The 19,345-nt window shown below is 60.2% G+C and carries 18 protein-coding genes; 11 read left to right on the top strand and 7 right to left on the bottom strand.

The window, feature by feature from the left end; translation table 11 throughout:
* Nucleotides 1–9 precede the first annotated feature (9 nt).
* Nucleotides 10–903: a DMT family transporter gene (locus tag BM017_RS08060; RefSeq protein ID WP_162276406.1), complete on the bottom strand. Its 894-nt coding sequence runs from the start codon at nucleotides 901–903 to the stop codon at nucleotides 10–12.
* Nucleotides 904–1,063: 160 nt separating this feature from the next.
* On the opposite strand from BM017_RS08060, the gene BM017_RS08065 reads away from it, so the two are divergent.
* Nucleotides 1,064–2,488, top strand: a complete 1,425-nt coding sequence (locus tag BM017_RS08065) for an aminotransferase-like domain-containing protein (RefSeq protein WP_071491410.1) — start codon at nucleotides 1,064–1,066, stop codon at nucleotides 2,486–2,488.
* Nucleotides 2,489–2,541: 53 nt separating this feature from the next.
* Here BM017_RS08065 and BM017_RS08070 read toward each other — a convergent pair whose 3' ends face one another.
* The gene (locus BM017_RS08070) at nucleotides 2,542–3,360 is read right to left on the bottom strand and encodes a posphoenolpyruvate synthetase regulatory kinase/phosphorylase PpsR (protein WP_003193298.1); all 819 of its coding nucleotides are present in this window, start codon (nucleotides 3,358–3,360) and stop codon (nucleotides 2,542–2,544) included.
* 178 nt (nucleotides 3,361–3,538) lie between these two features.
* On the opposite strand from BM017_RS08070, the gene ppsA reads away from it, so the two are divergent.
* The 8 genes from ppsA to BM017_RS08110 all read left to right on the top strand — a co-directional run bounded on the left by ppsA (nucleotide 3,539) and on the right by BM017_RS08110 (nucleotide 11,636).
* The gene (gene ppsA, locus BM017_RS08075; RefSeq protein ID WP_025854225.1) at nucleotides 3,539–5,914 is read left to right on the top strand and encodes a phosphoenolpyruvate synthase; all 2,376 of its coding nucleotides are present in this window, start codon (nucleotides 3,539–3,541) and stop codon (nucleotides 5,912–5,914) included.
* A gap of 106 nt (nucleotides 5,915–6,020) precedes the next feature.
* Nucleotides 6,021–7,010 (top strand): alpha/beta fold hydrolase, encoded by a 990-nt coding sequence (locus BM017_RS08080; RefSeq protein WP_071491408.1) that lies wholly within the window; start codon nucleotides 6,021–6,023, stop codon nucleotides 7,008–7,010.
* A gap of 189 nt (nucleotides 7,011–7,199) precedes the next feature.
* Entirely contained in the window at nucleotides 7,200–7,691 is a 492-nt protein-coding gene (gene rraA / locus BM017_RS08085; RefSeq protein ID WP_058427377.1) for a ribonuclease E activity regulator RraA, read from the top strand.
* 24 nt (nucleotides 7,692–7,715) lie between these two features.
* Nucleotides 7,716–8,711, top strand: a complete 996-nt coding sequence (locus BM017_RS08090; RefSeq protein ID WP_092242712.1) for a zinc transporter ZntB — start codon at nucleotides 7,716–7,718, stop codon at nucleotides 8,709–8,711.
* An 86-nt stretch (nucleotides 8,712–8,797) separates the two neighbouring features.
* Entirely contained in the window at nucleotides 8,798–9,043 is a 246-nt protein-coding gene (locus tag BM017_RS08095; protein WP_092242715.1) for a CrfX protein, read from the top strand.
* Between the two features lie 2 nt (nucleotides 9,044–9,045).
* Nucleotides 9,046–9,870 carry a mechanosensitive ion channel family protein gene (locus tag BM017_RS08100; RefSeq protein WP_071491406.1) on the top strand — a complete coding sequence of 275 codons (825 nt, stop codon included), beginning with the start codon at nucleotides 9,046–9,048 and terminating at the stop codon, nucleotides 9,868–9,870.
* Between the two features lie 87 nt (nucleotides 9,871–9,957).
* Complete coding sequence (sigX, locus tag BM017_RS08105) at nucleotides 9,958–10,548, top strand: RNA polymerase sigma factor SigX (protein ID WP_010208495.1); 591 nt, start codon at nucleotides 9,958–9,960, stop codon at nucleotides 10,546–10,548.
* A 107-nt stretch (nucleotides 10,549–10,655) separates the two neighbouring features.
* Nucleotides 10,656–11,636 (top strand): OmpA family protein, encoded by a 981-nt coding sequence (locus BM017_RS08110; RefSeq protein WP_071491405.1) that lies wholly within the window; start codon nucleotides 10,656–10,658, stop codon nucleotides 11,634–11,636.
* A gap of 60 nt (nucleotides 11,637–11,696) precedes the next feature.
* On the opposite strand, the gene cobA is transcribed toward BM017_RS08110, so the two are convergent.
* From cobA to BM017_RS08135, 5 genes are all read right to left on the bottom strand, one after another.
* Entirely contained in the window at nucleotides 11,697–12,440 is a 744-nt protein-coding gene (cobA, locus tag BM017_RS08115; RefSeq protein WP_092242721.1) for a uroporphyrinogen-III C-methyltransferase, read from the bottom strand.
* 26 nt (nucleotides 12,441–12,466) lie between these two features.
* Entirely contained in the window at nucleotides 12,467–14,137 is a 1,671-nt protein-coding gene (locus tag BM017_RS08120; protein WP_092242723.1) for a bifunctional protein-serine/threonine kinase/phosphatase, read from the bottom strand.
* The gene (locus tag BM017_RS08125) at nucleotides 14,137–15,348 is read right to left on the bottom strand and encodes a nitrate/nitrite transporter (RefSeq protein ID WP_071491402.1); all 1,212 of its coding nucleotides are present in this window, start codon (nucleotides 15,346–15,348) and stop codon (nucleotides 14,137–14,139) included. The genes BM017_RS08120 and BM017_RS08125 overlap by 1 nt, the downstream gene beginning before the upstream one ends.
* A 157-nt stretch (nucleotides 15,349–15,505) precedes the next feature.
* A complete protein-coding gene (locus BM017_RS08130; protein ID WP_071491401.1) occupies nucleotides 15,506–16,081 on the bottom strand; it encodes an ANTAR domain-containing response regulator in 576 nt (191 codons plus the stop codon).
* A gap of 13 nt (nucleotides 16,082–16,094) precedes the next feature.
* Entirely contained in the window at nucleotides 16,095–17,321 is a 1,227-nt protein-coding gene (locus BM017_RS08135) for a CmpA/NrtA family ABC transporter substrate-binding protein (RefSeq protein WP_092242727.1), read from the bottom strand.
* A gap of 273 nt (nucleotides 17,322–17,594) precedes the next feature.
* On the opposite strand from BM017_RS08135, the gene sctC reads away from it, so the two are divergent.
* Both sctC and BM017_RS08145 read left to right on the top strand, forming a co-directional pair.
* Nucleotides 17,595–19,022: a type III secretion system outer membrane ring subunit SctC gene (sctC, locus tag BM017_RS08140; RefSeq protein WP_092242730.1), complete on the top strand. Its 1,428-nt coding sequence runs from the start codon at nucleotides 17,595–17,597 to the stop codon at nucleotides 19,020–19,022.
* A gap of 16 nt (nucleotides 19,023–19,038) precedes the next feature.
* On the top strand, nucleotides 19,039–19,263 hold the full coding sequence (locus BM017_RS08145; RefSeq protein WP_092242733.1) for a FliM/FliN family flagellar motor switch protein: 225 nt from the start codon (nucleotides 19,039–19,041) through the stop codon (nucleotides 19,261–19,263).
* Nucleotides 19,264–19,345 lie beyond the last annotated feature (82 nt).

Consider the following 19,345-nt stretch of genomic DNA (forward strand, 5'->3'; position numbering starts at 1 on the left):
GTAGGAGGGTCAATTTTTCTTGGCCAGGAGTTTTTCAACCGGCAGCTTGGTGATCGCAAAGCCGGCCAGCAGGATGGCCGAGTACAGCATCAGGTCGCGGGAAATCGACACGCCTTCGTACCAGGCGCCGATGATCACCGCGAACACCGGGAAGATGATGAACACGAACGACAGGATGATCGGGCTCAAGCGCTTGAGCAGCATGAAGTACACGATGAACCCACCCACCGAGGCCACCAGTCCCAGGTAGAACAGCGCACCCCATGACCGCAGGGTGATGGCTTCGAAGGTCGGCGCTTCAAACCACAGCCCGGCGACGAACAGCATCAGCCCGGCAATACCGATGGGCAGCGTGTTGTAGGTGATTACGCTGATGGCGCTGCCTTTCTGCTTGGTGATGACGTAGCACAAGGCATGCATGATCGCGGCGGTCAGAATCGCCAGCACCCCGAAGAACTCGGCGTGGTCCAGGTGCAGGCCCTGGCTCTTGATGATCATGTAGAGGCTGCCGAAGCCGATACCGATGCCGACCACCTGGGAAAAGTAGATGCGTTCGCGCAGGAACAGCGCGGAGAAAATCAGGATGAACACCGGCATGCAACTGAACAGCAGCGCGGTAAGGCCGGACGAAACATGCATCTCGCCGTAGTTGAGCAGGTAGTAGGGCACGCTGAAGTAGGACAGGGTCACGAACACGAAAAACCAGCGGCTCTCGCGGGGAAACAGGACCGGCTCGCGGCGGACCATGGCAAAGCACAGGAACAGCGGGAAGGCGATGAGGAAGCGCAGGCCGGCGGAGGTGAGCGGCGGCACGCTCTCCACGGCAATCTTGATGCCCAGCCAGGTGGTGCCCCAGCTCAGGCATACGATCAGGAACATCACACTGGTGATCAGCCCGGCCAGCCACTGTTTTTGGGTTTTGGTCTTGGCGGTGTTTTCGAGAACGGCGGACATTGGCATCGTTTATTGCTTCCCTGAGCCGGAATTGAACTCTATATTGAGCTTGTAATGAGTTGTAAAATTCGGCGATTGAACCCGTAAAAGCACACTATTAGGGCGAAAGATGGCTGTCAAAACAAATATTGACATGGTGTCAATTATGCGTGAGGGGTTGTCCAACGGTCAGGGCGTGAAGTACAAGCGCCTGTCCGATGTCATGGAACGGGGCATCCTTGAAGGCTTGATTGAGCCAGGAAGAAAACTGCCGCCCCACCGGGTGCTTTCCGACAATCTTGGCGTCACGATCGGCACCATCAGCCGCGCCTATGGCGAACTGGAACGCCTGGGACTGGTGGTGGCGCGGGTCGGTGACGGCACGTTCGTGCGCAAGCGTGGGATGGAGCGCCAGCGCGATGAAGGCTTTCGTAACTTCAGTGAAGAACCGCGCCAATACTTCGACATGAGCCGGAATATGCACATCCCGGGGCAGGAGACAGTGTTCCTGGCCCAGAGCTTTCAAACCCTGTCGACCAACGCCAAGTTCCTTCAGGACATCAGTGCCTACACACCGGATGCCGGCTTGCCGCGCTACCGTGAAGCGGGGGCACAATGGCTGGTGCAGCGCGATTTTCATCCGATCCCCGAGCAGGTCATCTGCGTCAACGGCGGCCAGCATGGCTTGCTCTGCTCGATGATGGCGCTGTTACGGGCCGGAGATACCGTTGTGACTGAGCAACTCACATACCCCGGCCTGATCACCGCCGCCCGCATGCTCGGTATTCGCTTGATCGGGCTGGAGATGGACGAAGAGGGTGTACTGCCGAGCGCGCTGGACGAAGTCTGTCGTAATCACCGGATTTCAGCGCTGTACTGCACGCCGACCATCCAGAACCCCACCACCGCCGTGCTCTCGGTGGCGCGTCGCGAAGCGTTGGTCAAAGTCTGTCGCGAACACAATCTGCTGATTCTTGAGGACGAAGCCCACGGCGTACTGGTGGAGGATCGGCCGCCGCCCCTCAGCCATTTCGCCCCTGAGCGTACGATTCTGATCAGCAGCCTGAGCAAGGCGGTGTCCGCCGGGCTGCGTGTGGGCTATGTGCATGCGCCGCCCGCGCTGGTCAGCCGTATTTCGGCGGCCCTGCGTTCCACCTGCTGGATGGCCACCCCCGTCACCCTCGAGCTGGCGACCCAGTGGATCGAGAACGGCACGGCGGAATACCTGCTGCGCCAGCAGATCAACGAGATCAGCCGCCGCAAGGCCCTGGTCCGCGACCTGCTGACGGGCCTGGAGTACCGAACTCACCTCAACAGCCCGCACTTCTGGATCGAAGTGCCGGAGCCGTGGCGGGCGTCGGAGATCGAGGCCGAGCTCAAGCAGAACAATTACCTGATCGCCACCGCCGAGGCGTTTGCCGTGGGGCAGACGGCGGTGCCGCAGTTTATCCGGGCGAGTATCTGCAATACGTCGGGGGATGATCAGTTATTGCGGGCGGGGTTTGATGCGCTGGCCACGGCGCTGGGGCAGGGCGGGGGACGCTTCCAGTTGTAGCAGGGTTTGTTGTGGCGAGCCCGCTCGCCACGGTGCAACAGCGTCTCAAGGCGTTATTTGAAGCGCCGCTCCACGCCTTTCTCCACCAGAATCTTCGCCGAAATCTCTTCCACCGAGAAATGCGTGGAATTGATGTGCGCAATATTCTCGCGACGGAACAGATTTTCTACCTCGCGCACTTCGAACTCACACTGGGCATAGCTCGAATAGCGACTGTTGGGCTTGCGCTCATTGCGGATCGCCGTCAGCCGGTCCGGGTCGATGGTCAGCCCGAACAGCTTGTGCGAATGCGCGCGCAGGGCCGCCGGTAGCGTCAGGTGCTCCATGTCGTCTTCAGTCAGCGGGTAGTTGGCCGCACGGATGCCGAATTGCATGGCCATGTACAGACAGGTGGGCGTTTTGCCGCAGCGCGACACGCCCACCAGGATCAGGTCAGCCTTGTCGTAGTAATGGGTACGGGCGCCGTCGTCGTTGTCGAGGGCGAAGTTCACCGCCTCGATACGCTCCATGTAGTTGGAGTTATGCCCAATGGAATGGGACTTTCCGACCGAATACGAGGAGTGTTCGCTCAACTCCTGCTCCAATGGCGCCAGGAAGGTCGAGAAAATATCGATCATGAAACCATTCGACGTTGCGAGAATCTCACGGATGTCTTGATTGACGATGGTGTCGAAAATGATCGGTCGAAAACCGTCTTTTTCAGCCGCCAGATTGATTTGTTGTACCATGGCCCGCGCTTTATCCACGCTGTCGATGTACGGCCGCGTGAATTTGGCGAAGGTAATGTTTTCGAACTGCGCGAGCAGGCTCTGGCCCAGTGTTTCGGCTGTGATGCCGGTACCGTCGGAGATAAAGAAAGCAGATCGTTTCATTTGAGCCCTGGGCCTTAAGCTGATGGCGAATCTTGGATATGATAGGCGCGATTTTGCCGTCCCGCGGTGGGCCGCATTCTCACTTATTTTCCAGGTCCAGGCCACAAGCGCTGGCGACAGCTCCTATTGAGCAGCCGGCGTCCTGAGCTTTTCCAACACAGAAAGTGGAGAGATCACCTTGGTAGAGTACGTAGTTTCCCTCGATAAGCTCGGCGTCCATGATGTAGAGCACGTAGGGGGCAAGAACGCATCCCTCGGCGAGATGATCAGTAATCTTGCAGGCGCTGGCGTGTCGGTGCCCGGTGGTTTCGCCACCACGGCCCAGGCTTACCGCGATTTCCTCGAACTGAGTGGCCTCAACGCTCAGATCCACGCCGCGCTGGACGCCCTGGATGTCGATGACGTCAACGCCCTGGCCAAGACCGGTGCCCAGATCCGCCAATGGATCATGGAAGCCGAGTTCCCCGAGAAGCTCAACGAAGAGATCCGTACCGCCTTCGCCACCCTGTCGGCCGGCAACCCGGACATGGCTGTCGCCGTGCGTTCCTCGGCTACCGCCGAAGACTTGCCGGACGCCTCCTTCGCCGGCCAGCAAGAGACCTTCCTGAACATCCGCGGCGTGGAAAACGTCATCCGCGCCGCCAAGGAAGTGTTCGCCTCGCTGTTCAACGATCGCGCCATTTCCTACCGTGTTCACCAGGGTTTCGACCACAAGCTGGTGGCCCTGTCTGCCGGTGTACAGCGCATGGTGCGTTCGGAAACCGGCACCGCCGGCGTGATGTTCACCCTCGATACCGAATCGGGCTTCCGTGACGTGGTGTTCATCACCGGCGCCTACGGCCTGGGTGAAACCGTCGTACAGGGCGCGGTCAACCCCGACGAATTCTACGTACACAAGGGCACCCTCGAAGCGGGTCGCCCGGCCATCCTGCGCCGTAACCTGGGCAGCAAGGCCATCAAGATGATCTACGGCGACGAGGCCAAGGCCGGTCGTTCCGTGAAAACCGTTGAAGTCGACAAGGCCGAACGTGCGCGTTTCTGCCTGACCGACGCTGAAGTCAGCGAGCTGGCCAAACAAGCGATGATCATCGAAAAGCACTACAAGTGCCCGATGGACATCGAGTGGGCCAAGGACGGTGACGACGGCAAGCTGTACATCGTGCAGGCCCGTCCGGAAACCGTGAAAAGCCGCACCTCGGCCAATGTCATGGAACGCTACCTGCTCAAAGAAACCGGCACCGTGCTGGTGGAAGGCCGTGCCATCGGCCAGCGCATCGGCGCCGGCAAGGTGCGGATCATCAAGGACGTGTCCGAAATGGACAAGGTCCAGCCGGGCGACGTACTGGTCTCCGACATGACCGACCCGGACTGGGAACCGGTAATGAAGCGCGCCAGCGCCATCGTCACCAACCGTGGCGGGCGCACCTGCCACGCAGCGATCATCGCCCGTGAGCTGGGGATTCCTGCGGTAGTCGGTTGCGGCAACGCCACCCAGCTGCTCAAAGACGGCCAGGGCGTGACCGTGTCCTGCGCCGAAGGCGATACCGGCTTCATCTTCGAAGGTGAACTGGGCTTCGACATCAAGCAGAACTCCATCGACGCCATGCCGGACCTGCCGTTCAAGATCATGATGAACGTCGGCAACCCGGACCGTGCCTTCGACTTCGCACAGTTGCCGAACGCCGGTGTGGGCCTGGCCCGCCTGGAGTTCATCATCAACCGTATGATCGGCGTGCACCCCAAGGCCCTGTTGAACTACGACGGCCTGCCGCTGGACATCAAGGAAAGCGTCGACAAGCGCATCGCCGGCTACAACGACCCGGTGGGCTTCTACGTCGAGAAGCTGGTGGAAGGCATCAGCACCCTGGCGGCGGCGTTCTACCCGAAAAAGGTCATCGTGCGCCTGTCGGACTTCAAGTCCAACGAATACGCCAACCTGATCGGCGGCAAGCTCTACGAACCGGAAGAAGAAAACCCGATGCTGGGCTTCCGTGGCGCCTCGCGTTATATCAGCGAAGCGTTCCGTGACTGCTTCGAGCTCGAATGCCGCGCCCTCAAGCGCGTGCGCAACGAAATGGGCCTGACCAACGTCGAGATCATGGTGCCGTTCGTGCGCACCTTGGGCGAAGCGAGCCAAGTGGTCGACCTGCTGGCAGAAAACGGCCTGTCCCGTGGCGAAAACGGCCTGCGCGTGATCATGATGTGCGAATTGCCGTCCAACGCCATCCTGGCCGAAGAGTTCCTCGAGTTCTTCGACGGTTTCTCCATCGGTTCCAACGACCTGACCCAGCTGACCCTGGGCCTGGACCGCGACTCCGGAATCATCGCCCATCTGTTCGACGAGCGAAATCCTGCGGTCAAGAAGCTGCTGGCCAACGCCATCCAGGCCTGTAACAAGGCCGGCAAGTACATCGGCATCTGCGGCCAAGGTCCTTCCGACCACCCTGACCTGGCCAAATGGCTGATGGAGCAGGGCATCGAAAGCGTCTCGTTGAACCCCGATTCCGTGTTGGAAACCTGGTTCTTCCTGGCGGAAGGCCAGGCGTCCGCCTAAGATCGTCATGTCAAAAGTGCCGGTCACCCGATGAGGGTGACCGGCATTCTTATCTGTGCAGGGCGGAACTCCTTCCGGACGCCGCCCTTTTTTGTGCAAGAGCATTATGCAAAGCAGCAGCAACCTGTTTCCCGTCGCCCTGATCAGCGCTGAGCGTCGTGGCGACCTGAGTGAAGACGTGTACCGCCTCAAGCCCGGTAACAGCCCCGACGGCACCGTCGAGCTGGCAGTTACCCGTTTGGGCCTGGCCGATGTCCCGGAAAACCGGGGCATTGCGGTTATTTTATTGCATGGCAGTTTTTCCAATCGCCGCTTCTGGTATTCGCCCAAAGGCATCGGCCTGGGCGCTTACCTGGCACGCCAGGGATTTGATGTGTGGATCCCGGAAATGCGTGGTCATGGTTTGTCCAAGCGCAATCATGACTACGCACGCAACCGCGTCGCTGACTATGCGCGCTACGACTTGCCGGCCATTGGCGCGTTCGTGCGCGAGCAAAGCGGGCAGGTTCCTCACTGGATCGGTCATTCCCTGGGTGGCACCAGTCTGGCGGCGGCGCTTGGCGGGCGGCACCTTGGCGCGCCAGCCGTGGCTTCGGTGGCGTTGTTTGGCTGCCAGGTCAGCCGCACCCACTGGCCGTTGAAGCTGCCACCGGTGGAATGGACGGGGCGCTTGCTCTTGAAACGCTTCGGCGAAGTCTCCGGCTCGCGCCTCAAGCGTGGCCCGGAGGACGAGCCGGCAGGCGTGATGATCGAAGCCATGCGCTGGAATGGCCTGTTTGGCCGCTTTGGCGAAGGCAAGAACGACTGGTGGAAAGGCCTGGCGGAGGTCGATGTGCCGTTGCTGTCGGTCAGTGCTGCCGGCGATCGTCAGGACCCCGACTGGGCCTGTCGCAAGCTGTTCGAGCAGGTCGGTTCCGAGCACCGTCAATACTTGTGCCTCGGCCGTCAGCAAGGGTTTACCGAGGATTTCGGGCACGTTGAAATGCTCGTCAGCAAAGCCGCACAGGCTGAAGTGTGGCCACTGGTGGCGCAATGGCTGAAGGACCCGCTCGCCCCATTGTTCGGCGTGCAGCCCGAGGTGTTGGCCACTGTTTGAGGGCAGGGCTCTGCCAAGGGCGTTTCACTCGTGTGTGGTTGCGGCTAAGATATGACGCGTTAAACGCTTCTGGTCATATTCAGTCGCGCAGTGGCTATTGCGTTGCGACGAAGTGGATGGGATGTTTCGCACCTGCTTGGGCTGGCGCTTCTTTCGAAAGACACCTCTTTGACGGAAAGGAATTGTTCAATGAACCATTATGTGACCCCCGACCTGTGCGACGCCTACCCGGAGCTGGTGCAGGTGCTCGAGCCGATGTTCAGCAACTTCGGCGGCCGAGACTCCTTCGGCGGTGAGATTGTCACCATCAAATGCTTCGAAGATAACTCCCTGGTCAAGGAACAAGCCGACCAGCCTGGTGCTGGCAAGGTGCTGGTGGTCGACGGTGGAGGATCCCTGCGCCGTGCGCTGCTGGGCGACATGATCGCCGAAAAAGCTGCGAAAAACGGCTGGGAAGGGCTGGTGATCTACGGCTGCATTCGTGATGTGGATGTCATCGCCCAGACCGACCTTGGCGTGCAGGCCCTGGCCAGTCACCCGATGAAGACCGACAAGCGTGGTATTGGCGATCTGAACGTGGTGGTCACCTTTGCAGGCGTGACGTTCCGCCCGGGTGAGTACATCTACGCCGACAATAACGGCGTGATTGTGTCGCCCAGCCCACTGAAAATGCCTGAATAAACTGCTGTAAGCGACGGGGTGAGGATGTTCGAGGAAGAAAACGCGCAATGGGGGCTTGTACATGCCCTGGTGCTGGACGGTAAAGGCGGTGCGCGTTCGATTGCCCGGACAGAGCTCGACAACTTGCAACTGCAGTCCCAGGAAAGCCTGTGGCTGCATTGGGATCGCAGTCATCCGCAGACCCAGACCTGGCTGCGCAAATCCAGTGGCTTGAGCGAGTTCGCCTGTGACCTCTTGCTGGAGGAGAACACCCGCCCGCGCCTGTTGCCGTTGCCGGACTCGCAATTGCTGCTGTTCTTGCGTGGGGTCAACCTCAACCCCGGTGCCGAACCGGAGGACATGGTTTCGGTGCGGGTTTTCGCCGCGGCCAACCGTGTGATTTCCCTGCGGTTGCGTCCGTTGCGCGCCACGGATGAGTTGCTGGTGCAGCTGGCGGATGGCAAGGGACCGAAGACGGCCTCTGAACTCATCCTTTATATGGCTCAGTACCTGACTAATAAAGTGCAGGATCTGGTCAGTGACCTGTCTGAAATCGTCGACGTAGAGGAAGAAAAACTCGATACCGACGAACGGTATACCCCGGAACATGGCAGCGTCCTGCAGATCCGTCGACGGGCAGCCGGGCTGAAGCGATTCCTCGCGCCGCAGCGGGATATTTTTGCCCAGCTCACGCGGATCAAACTGCCGTGGTTCTGTGACGACGATGCCGACTATTGGAACGAATTGAACAACAGCCTCACCCGTTATCTGGAAGAGCTTGAATTGACCCGAGAGCGCGTGGGGCTTGTGCTGGAGGCCGAAGACCGGCGTTTGAGCGTGCGCATGAACCGCACCATGTACCGCTTCGGGATCATCACCGGAATCTTCCTGCCGATGAGTTTTCTCACCGGCCTGCTGGGTATCAATGTGGGTGGGATTCCGTTCTCTGCCAGCCCCTATGGATTCATGATTGCGTGCCTGTTGATGGTCTCGGTGGCGCTTGGGCAATGGTGGCTTTTTCGACGATTGCGCTGGGTTTGACCTGAATATGACCTGAACGTAGGAAGGGTCCTATGTGACCCCAAGAAATTTACCCTCGTCTTTTAAATCACTTGCGAGAGGTCCTTATGCACGATCCGTTCGAACAGTCTTTGCGTGACATGCTCAATGCCTCGCCGTCCAACCGCGACGACGATGCCTGCCTGGGCCGCGTGCTGAAAACCGCCAACCGTCAGGTGGGCGCGGGTGATCTGTTCGGTCTGCTCGGGCGCTGGGTGCCGGCGTTGATGATGGCCCTGAACAACGGTTCGGCCCATGTCTCACCGGTTTCCCGTGATAAACCTCTTGCTCGCACTGCTGATAAGGCTGATTGAATATGGAACTTGATCTCTGGACCCAGAGCCTGGTCACCGCGATGACCGCATTGTGGACCAAGGTGGCGAATTTCATTCCCAACCTGTTTGGTGCCCTGGTGCTGGTGTTGCTGGGCTTTGTCGTGGCCAAGCTGCTCGACACCCTGCTGTCCAAACTGCTCGCGAAACTGGGCCTCGACCGCCTGATGGCAGGCACCGGTCTGACCAAACTGTTGGGGCGTGCCGGGCTGCAGGTACCGATCTCGACGTTGATCGGCAAGATCGTTTATTGGTTTGTTTTGCTGATTTTCCTGGTTTCTGCGGCTCAGTCCCTTGGACTTGAGCGAGTTTCAGCTACGCTCGACATGCTGGCGCTGTACTTGCCGAAGGTTTTCGGCGGCGCGCTGGTGCTGCTGGTAGGTGTTTTGCTGGCGCAACTGGCCAATGGGCTGGTGCGCGGCGCCGCCGAAGGCGTGGGTTTGGACTATGCTGCGGGCCTGGGGCGGATTGCCCAGGGCCTGGTGATTATCATCAGTATTTCGGTCGCGATCAGCCAGTTGGAGGTCAAGACTGACCTGCTCAACCACGTGATTGTGATCGTTTTGATTACCGTTGGTCTGGCCGTTGCGCTGGCCATGGGCTTGGGAAGCCGGGAAATTGCCGGTCAGATTCTTGCGGGAATCTATGTGCGTGAGTTGTACCAGGTGGGCCAACAGGTGCGTGTGGGCGAGGTTGAAGGGCAAATCGAGGAGATCGGCACGGTCAAGACGACGGTGCTGACCGATGACGGCGACCTGGTGTCGCTGTCCAACCGGATTCTCCTGGAGCAGCAGGTCAATAGCCGCTAACCCGGCAAACCCTGCTAATGTACGCCGCCGCGAGCCTGGGTGATCGGGCTGTGGCGGACATTGACCTGACTGTCGGCACGACTTGTTTTGAATAAAGCCCAAACGCTGTCCACGCGCTATGACCCCCGTGAGCTCTCTGATGAGGAGCTGGTCGCGCGTTCGCACACGGAGCTGTTTCACGTCACTCGCGCGTACGAAGAATTGATGCGCAGATATCAACGCACTTTGTTCAACGTTTGTTCAAGGTATTTGGGGAACGATAGAGATGCGGATGATGTCTGTCAGGAAGTGATGCTCAAGGTGTTGTACGGCCTGAAGAACTTCGAAGGCAAATCGAAGTTCAAGACATGGCTGTACAGCATCACGTACAACGAGTGCATCACGCAGTATCGGAAGGAACGGCGAAAGCGTCGCTTGATGGACGCCTTGAGTCTTGACCCCCTTGAGGAGGCGTCTGAAGAGAAGGCGCCGGCACCCGAGGAGAAGGGCGGACTTGATCGCTGGTTGGTGTATGTGAACCCGATTGACCGGGAAATTCTGGTGCTACGATTTGTCGCAGAGCTGGAGTTTCAGGAAATCGCTGACATCATGCACATGGGTTTGAGTGCTACAAAAATGCGTTACAAGCGTGCTCTTGATAAATTACGTGAGAAATTTGCGGGCGAGACTGAAACTTAGTGCGTGGCAAATATCTCTTACGTGTAGGCAAGTTCTGTTAGACTTGTCGCCGAGTTGTCCCCCGGTTTGTGGGACTGCTTTACAATCACCAGATGGGGATTTAACGGATGAAACTGAAAAACACCTTGGGCTTGGCCATTGGTTCTCTTATTGCCGCTACTTCTTTCGGCGTTCTGGCACAAGGCCAAGGCGCAGTTGAAGGCGAGCTGTTCTACAAGAAGCAGTACAACGATAGCGTCAAGCACATCGAAGACGGCTTCAATCCTGGCGCTCGCATCGGTTACTTCCTGACCGACGACCTGTCCTTGAACCTGTCCTACGACAAGACCAACCACACCCGTTCGAACGACGGTACTGGTAACCAGAAGATCAAAGGCGATACCGGCAGCCTGGTTGCCCAGTATCACTTCGGTCAAGCTGGCGTAGACAGCCTGCGTCCATACGTAGAAGGCGGTTTCGGTCACCAGAGCCGTACCAACGTTCAGGCTGACGGCCACAGCGGTCGCGACCAGACTACTTTCGCTACCGTTGGTACTGGCGTGAAGTACTACTTCACCAACAACCTGTACGCACGTGCCGGTGTTGAAGCTGACTACGGTCTGGACAACGGCAAGTGGGACTACTCCGCACTGGTCGGCCTGGGCGTAAACTTCGGCGGTAACGCTGGCGCAGTTGCTCCAGCTCCTACCCCAGCACCAGCTCCAGAGCCAACTCCAGAGCCAGAAGCTCCAGTTGCTCAGGTTGTTCGTGTTGAGCTGGACGTCAAGTTCGACTTCGACAAGTCGGTTGTTAAGCCTAACAGCTACGGCGACGTGAAAAACCTGGCCGACTTCATGGCTCAGTACCCAGCTACCAACGTAGAAGTTGCTGGTCACACTGACTCCGTAGGTCCAGACGCTTACAACCAGAAGCTGTCCCAGCGTCGTGCTGACGCTGTTAAGCAAGTCCTGGTTAAAGACGGCGTTGCTCCTAGCCGTATCACCGCAGTAGGTTACGGTGAGTCCCGCCCAGTTGCTGACAACGCAACTGAAGCTGGTCGTGCCATCAACCGTCGTGTAGAAGCGTCGGTAGAAGCTACAGCTCAGTAATTACTGAGTGGTAGAAAAAAGCCCGGCTCAGGCCGGGCTTTTTTTCGCCTGGAATTTGCTTCAGGCGCTGGCGGCTTGTGTAAGGCAAGCGACTTGCCCAGGGGCTGCCACATGGCCAATCACCAGGATGGCCGGGCTCTTCAAGGCAAATGCCTGCGCATCTGCATACATCCGTGACAACTCGCTGCGGCATTCCCGTTGTTGTGGTAGTGATGCGTTTTCGATCATCGCCACCGGCATATCCGCTGCCATCCCGCCGTCCAGCAATTGCTGGCGAATCTCCTCAAGCTTCGCCACGCCCATGTACACCACCAAGGTCGTGCCACCCTCTGCCAGGGCTCGCCAGTTCAAGCTGCTGTCGTCCTGGGTGTGTGCCGTCACCAGGGTCACGCCACGGCTCACCCCGCGCAGCGTCAGCGGAACCGCGCAATTTGTCGCGCCCGCCAGGCCCGCCGTGATCCCGTTGACCAACTCCACCTCGACGCCCCGTTCACGCAGCCACATGGCTTCCTCACCGCCACGCCCGAAAATGCACGGGTCGCCGCCCTTGAGCCGCACCACGCATTTGCCCTGGCGCGCATAGCGCAGCATCAGGCGATGGATAAAGTCCTGCGGTGTCGAGCGACAGCCACCGCGTTTACCCACGGTGATCACCCGTGCTTCAACGCAGTGTTCCAGTACCGCCGGGTTGACCAGGTCATCGATCAGCACCACATGCGCCTCACGCAGGGCGCGTACGGCCTTGAGGGTCAACAGTTCCGGGTCACCGGGACCCGCGCCCACCAACCAGACTCTTGCGTTCATGGATTTTTCCTCGTCCAGGGATGACGTCAGCGGTGAAAGAGTGAATACAACAGCACTAGATTGATCAACATCGACAGCAGTCCCAGAGTGCGCCAGACCTTCAAGGGTTCACGCTCCAGCAAGGGCTTGGGGCGAATGCTCAGTTCCTGCCGGTCCGCCTGTTCCAGCACACGCAACCATTCTTCGGCGGTTTCGTAACGATGCGCAGGTTGAGCCGCCACTGCCCGGTCCAGGCTGAGGGGTAGCCAATCCGGCAGATCGGGGCGGTAGCGGCTGGCGCTGAAGGGCTGGTTGAACCGGGGCCGTTGGAAGGCTTCGATTTCACCGTAGGGGTAGTGCCCGGTCAGCAGGTAATACAGGCTGACACCGGCACTGTATAAATCCTGTTGGGCCGTAGGCCGGTCGCCATTGAACGCCTCGGGCGCGATAAAGCTTGGTGTGCCGGGCAATGCATGGACGCGGTCTTCCGACAGGCCCGGGCAGTACGCCAGGCCGAAATCCAACACACGCAGTTCGCCGTCATCCCCCAGTAGCAGGTTTTCCGGCTTGATATCGCGGTGCAGGATCTGCCGCCGGTGCAACATGCCCACTGCCCGCAGCAAGCGCTCGGCGATCGACTGCCATTGCGCCAGGGGCAATGGGCCGTGCTGCTGGAACAGTTCGGCCAGGGTCTGGCCGGGGTATTCCCGCATCACGTAGTACAGATGCTGGCGTCCGCTGGCGGCATGGACTTCAGGAAACGCCCGGCCGGCGACGCGTCGTAGAAACCATTCTTCCGCGAGCAAGGCCTGGCCGGCATCGCTGTCATCATCGCGGCTCAGCGGCAGGGTTTTCAGCAGCCAGGGTTGCTGCTGGGCATCCCGCACCCGGTACAGTAACGACTGTCGGCTTTGCGCCAATACGCCTTGCACCTGCCAGCCTTCAAAGTGTTGCCCGGCTTTCAACGGCGGTGGCAGCGGCCATTGCTGCAATTGCACCAGGGCGTCGCCGAGGGTCGCCGCGCCGAGGGTGTCGATACGCACGAGCAGGGCGCTGGCATTGTCCTGGCTACCCGCCAGGTGCGCGGCGTTCACCAGGGTGTTGACCGCCAGATCCAGGTCGGTTTGCTCGCGCAGAATCGAACGGATGCTGTGATCACCCAGGGTTGCCCACACGCCATCACTGAGCAGCAGGAAACATTCGCCTTCGCGCAACTGGCCGTCGAGAAAATCCACTACCAGGTGTTGATCCAGGCCGAGGGCACGCTTGAGCACATGCTGCATGCCCGGCTGCTCCCATACGTGATCCTCACTGAGGCGCTGCAATTCGCCATCCAGCCAGCGATACGCCCGGCAATCGCCGACATGCGCGAGGGTGAAGCGCTGGCCGCGAAACACCAGGGCGCTCAGGGTGGTCAGCAACGGCTGGCCACCGCCATTGGCCTGCAGCCAGCGATTCTGGGCCGACAGCAAGCGTTCCAGGGCCTGGGCCACGCTCCAGGTCTGCGGCGTGGCGTAGTAATCCAGGGCCAGCGCCTGCAAGGTCGAGCGCGCGGCCAGGCCGCCGTCGGCGCACTGACTCACTCCATCGGCGATGGCGCACAAGTAGCCTTTGCTCGCCGCCAGTTCGGCCACGGGTGTCACCACCCGCAGTGCGTCCTGGTTTTGCGCCCGAGGGCCGATGGCACTGGCCTGAGCGATGCTCAGTTGCAGGCTCATCAGACCCGTGCAGCCGTCACGGCGGCCGAGCCCCAGGTGGTTCTCCAGCGACGTTTAACGCCATGCAGGCCGAACCAGGCCAATACGCCCAGGCTCGCGAACAGCCACAGCGCCATCTGATAGCTGCCGGTGCTTTGCTTGATCGCGCCCATGCCAGCTGCCAGGGCGAAACCGCCAATGCCGCCGGCCATGCCGATCAGGCCGGTCATCACGCCGATCTCACGGCGGAAACGCTGCGGCACCAGTTGGAACACCGCACCGTTACCGGCGCCCAGGCCAAGCATGGTGCAGACGAACAGGGCCAGCGCCGCATAAGAGCTTGGCAGGTTGAAACCCACCGCCGCGATGCAGATTGCTGCCACGCTGTACATGCCCAGCAACGTACGAATCCCGCCGAAGCGGTCCGCCAGCGCACCGCCCAGTGGGCGCATCAGGCTGCCGCCGAACACGCAGGCGGCGGTGTAGTACCCCGCGGTCACCGGGCTCAGGCCGTACTGGTCGTTGAAGTAACCGGGCAGGGCGCTCGCCAGGCCGATAAAGCCGCCGAAGGTCACGCTGTAGAAAAACATGAACCACCAGCTGTCACGGTCGCCCAGGGCCTTTAAGTAGTCGGCCATGGATTTGGCTTTTGGCCTTTCAGGGGCATTGCGCGCCAGCCAGGCAAACACGATCAGCGTCAGCACCAGCGGAATCAGAGCGAAGCCGAACACGTTGCTCCAGCCAAACGCGGCCGCCAACACAGGCGCCAGCAACGCGGCGAACACCGTGCCTGAGTTGCCCGCACCGGCGATGCCCATGGCCTTGCCCTGGTGTTCGGCCGGGTACCATTGGGAGGCCAGCGGCAACGCGACAGCAAAGGATGCACCGGCCATACCGAGGAACAGTCCCAGCAGCAGCGCTTGTTCGTAGCTATGGATGCCCAGTTTCCAGGCGCCGAACAGGGCACAGATCACAATCACCTGGCCGATCAGCCCGGCGGTCTTGGGCGACAGCTTGTCCGCCAGCATGCCCATCAGGAAGCGCAGCACCGCGCCCGCCAGGATCGGTGTCGCCACCACCAGGCCGCGTTGTTGGGTGGTCAGGTGCAGGTCGGCGGCAATCTGTACCGCCAGTGGGCCTAGCAGGTACCAGACCATGAAGCTCAGGTCGAAATACAGGAACGCGGCAAACAGGGTCGGGGTGTGCCCGGATTTCCAGAAGCTTGATTTCATCACGCACCTCAACGGTTGGGAGTCTTGTAAGAAGGCCAAAACGAAAAAACGCCGCCACCGGGTTCGCGAGGGCAAACCGGGTGTGCGACGTCTTTGTCGTGGAGGGGCAACCGCCGTTGGCTACCTGTGCGGAATACTTAGCAAGAGCTGAGCCAAATCAGCCGAGCAGCTCGCTCATGGCGATAATCTGCTCCGCCACCTGGATCAGTTTCTGCTGGCGGCTCATGGCCTGGCGACGCATCAGGGTGTAGGCCTCTTCCTCGTTGCAGGCCTTCATTTTCATCAGCATGCCCTTGGCCAGCTCGATGCGCTTGCGCTCGGCCAATTGCTGGTCGCGCGCCTGGAGCTGGGCGCGCAAGGCCTGGTCGCTTTCGAAGCGCGCCATGGCCACATCGAGGATCGGCTGCAGGCGCTGGGCCTGGATGCCTTCGACGATGTAGGCGCTGACGCCGGACTTGATCGCCTGGCGCATTACGTTCGGGTCATGTTCGTCGGTAAACATCACGATGGGCCGGGGTTGGTCTCGGCTGACCAATACCACCTGCTCCATCACATCACGGCCCGGTGACTCGGTATCGATCAGGATCACGTCCGGGCGCACCGTTTCGACGCGTGCGGGCAGGTCGATGGTCAGGCCGGACTCATCGATGACATCAAAACCGGCCTCGATCAGCGCCGACCTGAGGCGGCCGACCTTGCGCGGGGTGTCATTGATCAACAGGATTCGCAGCATGGAGATTCTCCTGTCAGCGCCAGGCCTGGCGGTTGGAATCATTGGCCAGGGCATGCAGGCGGAAGCTGCGGGCGTATTCGGTTGGGTTGGAACCGTCCCAGATCTTGCCGTCGATCAGCTGGCTGCTGCGCATGTCCTGGGCCTTTACCGGGATCCCCAGCGCACCTGCCGCCTGACGATACAGCGCCAGTTGCTGCACCTGGCGGGCAACGCCGAGGTAGTCGGGGTCCTCGCGCAACAGGCCCCAACGCCGGAACTGGGTCATGAACCACATGCCATCGGAGAGGTAAGGCAGGTTCACCTCGCCACCGGCGAAAAAACGCAGGGCGTGGGGATCCTGCCACTGGTTGCCCAGGCCATCGTCATAGGCGCCCAGCAGGCGCGGTTCGATGCAGTCGAGCGGGGCGTCGAGGTACTCGCGACCACTGAGCAATTGCGCGGTGGAACGGCGGTTTTCGGTGCTTTCTTCGATAAACCGGCTGGCCTCCAGGATCGCCATCACCAGCACGCGCGCAGTATTGGGGTACTGGTCGACGAACGTCCGGGTGCATCCGAGGACCTTTTCCGGGTGATCCGGCCAGATCGCCTGGCTTGTCGCCAAGGTAAACCCCTGGTTTTGCTTGACTGCGCTGGCGCACCAGGGCTCGCCGACGCAAAACCCGTCAATGCGTCCGGCTTGCAGGTGCGCAACCATTTGCGGTGGCGGGACCACCACACTGTCCACATCCTGCAAGGGGTGAATACCTTGGCTCGCCAGCCAGTAATACAGCCACATGGCGTGAGTACCTGTGGGAAAGGTCTGCGCGAAGGTCAGTTTTGTTCGGCTTTGGTGCACGTGGCGGTCGAGCGCCTCAGGAGTGATCACCCCTTGTCGCTGCAAGCCGTGGGACAGGTTGATGCTCTGGCCGTTCTGGTTGAGCCCCATCAGCACGGCCATGTCGGTGGGCGCGACTCCGCCGATGCCCAGGTGCACGGCATAGATCAGCCCGTACAGGCTGTGGGCGGCGTCCAGTTCGCCGCTGACCAGTTTGTCGCGCAGGTTGGCCCAGGACGATTGGCGCTTGAGGTTCAGGGTCAGGCCGTAGGGTTGAGCGAAGCCCTGGGTGGCCGCTACGACCACCGAGGCGCAGTCGCTCAGGGCCATGAAACCCAGGTCAAGGCTGCTCTTTTCAGGGGCATCACTGCCGTTGACCCAGGCCCGCGGGTCGTTCATCGGGCTGTTGCCGACCGAATCGTTCATCAACACCTACCTTTTCTTTCAAAAAAAAGCGTCGTTCCCTCAGATGGCGATGTAAGCCAATGCGGGTAACGACGCCTTTGTCCGTAGCGCGCTCCGCCGTTGGCGCGTGCTCTCATGCAGAGTTCGTAGCAAGGCACATGCCACGGGTGGTGAGGCCCGGCTGGCCGTCAGCTTTCCATCAAGATTGAAACCGGGCGGGCTTTCAGTATGGCCGCTCTCTTACTGCCAGACTGCCCAGGAACCCTCACGGTGCACGCCGAATCCCTTGTAACGATGCTCCGTCTCCGGTTTCACCGTTGGTTGTGGTTTGCCGGCCTGTGGTTGGGAAGTGCGCTGGCTTGGGCCGAGCTTCACCAGGTTCGGGATGAAAGCCTGTATACCGTGTTCACTGCGCTGTCGGAGCCGCTGGGGGTGCCCATCGTTGTCAGCCAGGCGGTGGCGCGCAAACGTCTGAGCACCGCACTGGATTTCGATGCGCCGCAACAGGCGTTGGAGGCGCTTGCGCAAGAGCAGGGGTTGATCTGGTACAGCGACGGGCAAGCGCTGCATATCTACGATGCTGACGAGGCAAAGAGCTCTGCGGTGACCTTGCGGCATATTACGGTCGACAAGTTGCGTGGCCTCATGCGCCGCTCGGGTATCGATGAGTCACGCCATCCCCTGCGTGAAAGTGGGGCACGCACATTTTATGTGTCCGGCCCACCTAACTACGTCGATCAGGTGATGCGCCTGGCCCAATTGATGGACCGGCAAAGAGCCGATTTGCGTGTGGGCGCGCAGGCCTTTGGTGTGGTTCAGGTGCTTAACACCGATGTGGCGGACCGTCAGTACGGCGCGCGCGACAACCCGGTTACCGTGCCGGGGATGGCGTCGATGATCGAGACCCTCCTGGCCAGCGAGCACAAGGGGTTGCTGTCCGACAAGAGTCTCGGTGTGATCGCCTACCCGGACAGCAACAGCCTGCTGATCAAGGGCAAGCCGGCCCAGGTGACCTTCATCCAGAAACTGGTGGCTGAACTCGACATACCCAAGCGATCGATCGAAGTGTCGTTATGGCTGGTGGATGTTGAGCGTGATGAGCTGGAAAAACTGGGCCTGGGCAGGGATGAAGACGCCCGGATGTCGACCACGCGAATCCTTGCGCCTCAGGATGACAACCGCGTGATGGCCAAGATCGGTGCATTGGAGCGTCGTCGACGGGCGAAGGTGGTGGCACTGCCCGTGATTCTCACTCAGGAGAACGTCCCGGCGGTGTTTCAGGATAGCCATACCTTTTATCTACCGCCCCCCGGAAACAACCGAACTGACTGGAAACCTGTGCGCTATGGCACTCAGGTCAGCGTACTGCCGCGTTTTTCAGAAGCTAACCAGATCGAAATGCGCCTTGAGATTGAGGAGGGGCGCCAGATAAGTGAGAAGGGGCGGCGTGAAAAAAATACCGCGGTGGGGCAGGTGGGGGTCAACAGTGTGGTGCGTGTGCCACAGGGCAGGCGTCTGTGGCTGGGCGCGTTTCAACGAGAGGCAGAACGGCGGGCGACTATTCGCCCGGATCAAGTGCGCCTGTTTGTGATTCAGGCCAGGGCCGTGGGCAGTGAGACGCTGGGGCCGGGTGGGGGGGCAGGGCCACCGCCTTTGACGGCAGCGCAATACGAGCGTGTTCAACGTGCGTTTGTACGGCCTGAGCGCGATGTCTCACCGTGAACAAGGTGTTAGCCCGATGCATCTGGAAATTCTTCTTCAGGAACAACTGATCAGCCGCCGGCGCCTGGCAAAGTTTGCGCCCGGGAAGGTGTTGCCTTTGATGCCAGAGATAATCCATTGCGTGGAGGTTCGGGTTAACGGGCAATTACTGGCCTTGGGTGAGTTGGTGCAGTTGGAAGACCGGTTGGGGGTTGAGTTGCACGAGGTTTACCACGCCTGGCTACCTGAAGTTGATGGGTAGCGAAACGTCTTACAGCGTGGTTCCAAAAAAACGCGCGATGTCTGCGCTTTTTCCTAACGTGAGCCTTGAGGCAGGTTTTTAT

The organism is Pseudomonas sp. NFPP04 (assembly GCF_900113815.1).
Classification (GTDB): domain Bacteria; phylum Pseudomonadota; class Gammaproteobacteria; order Pseudomonadales; family Pseudomonadaceae; genus Aquipseudomonas; species Aquipseudomonas extremorientalis.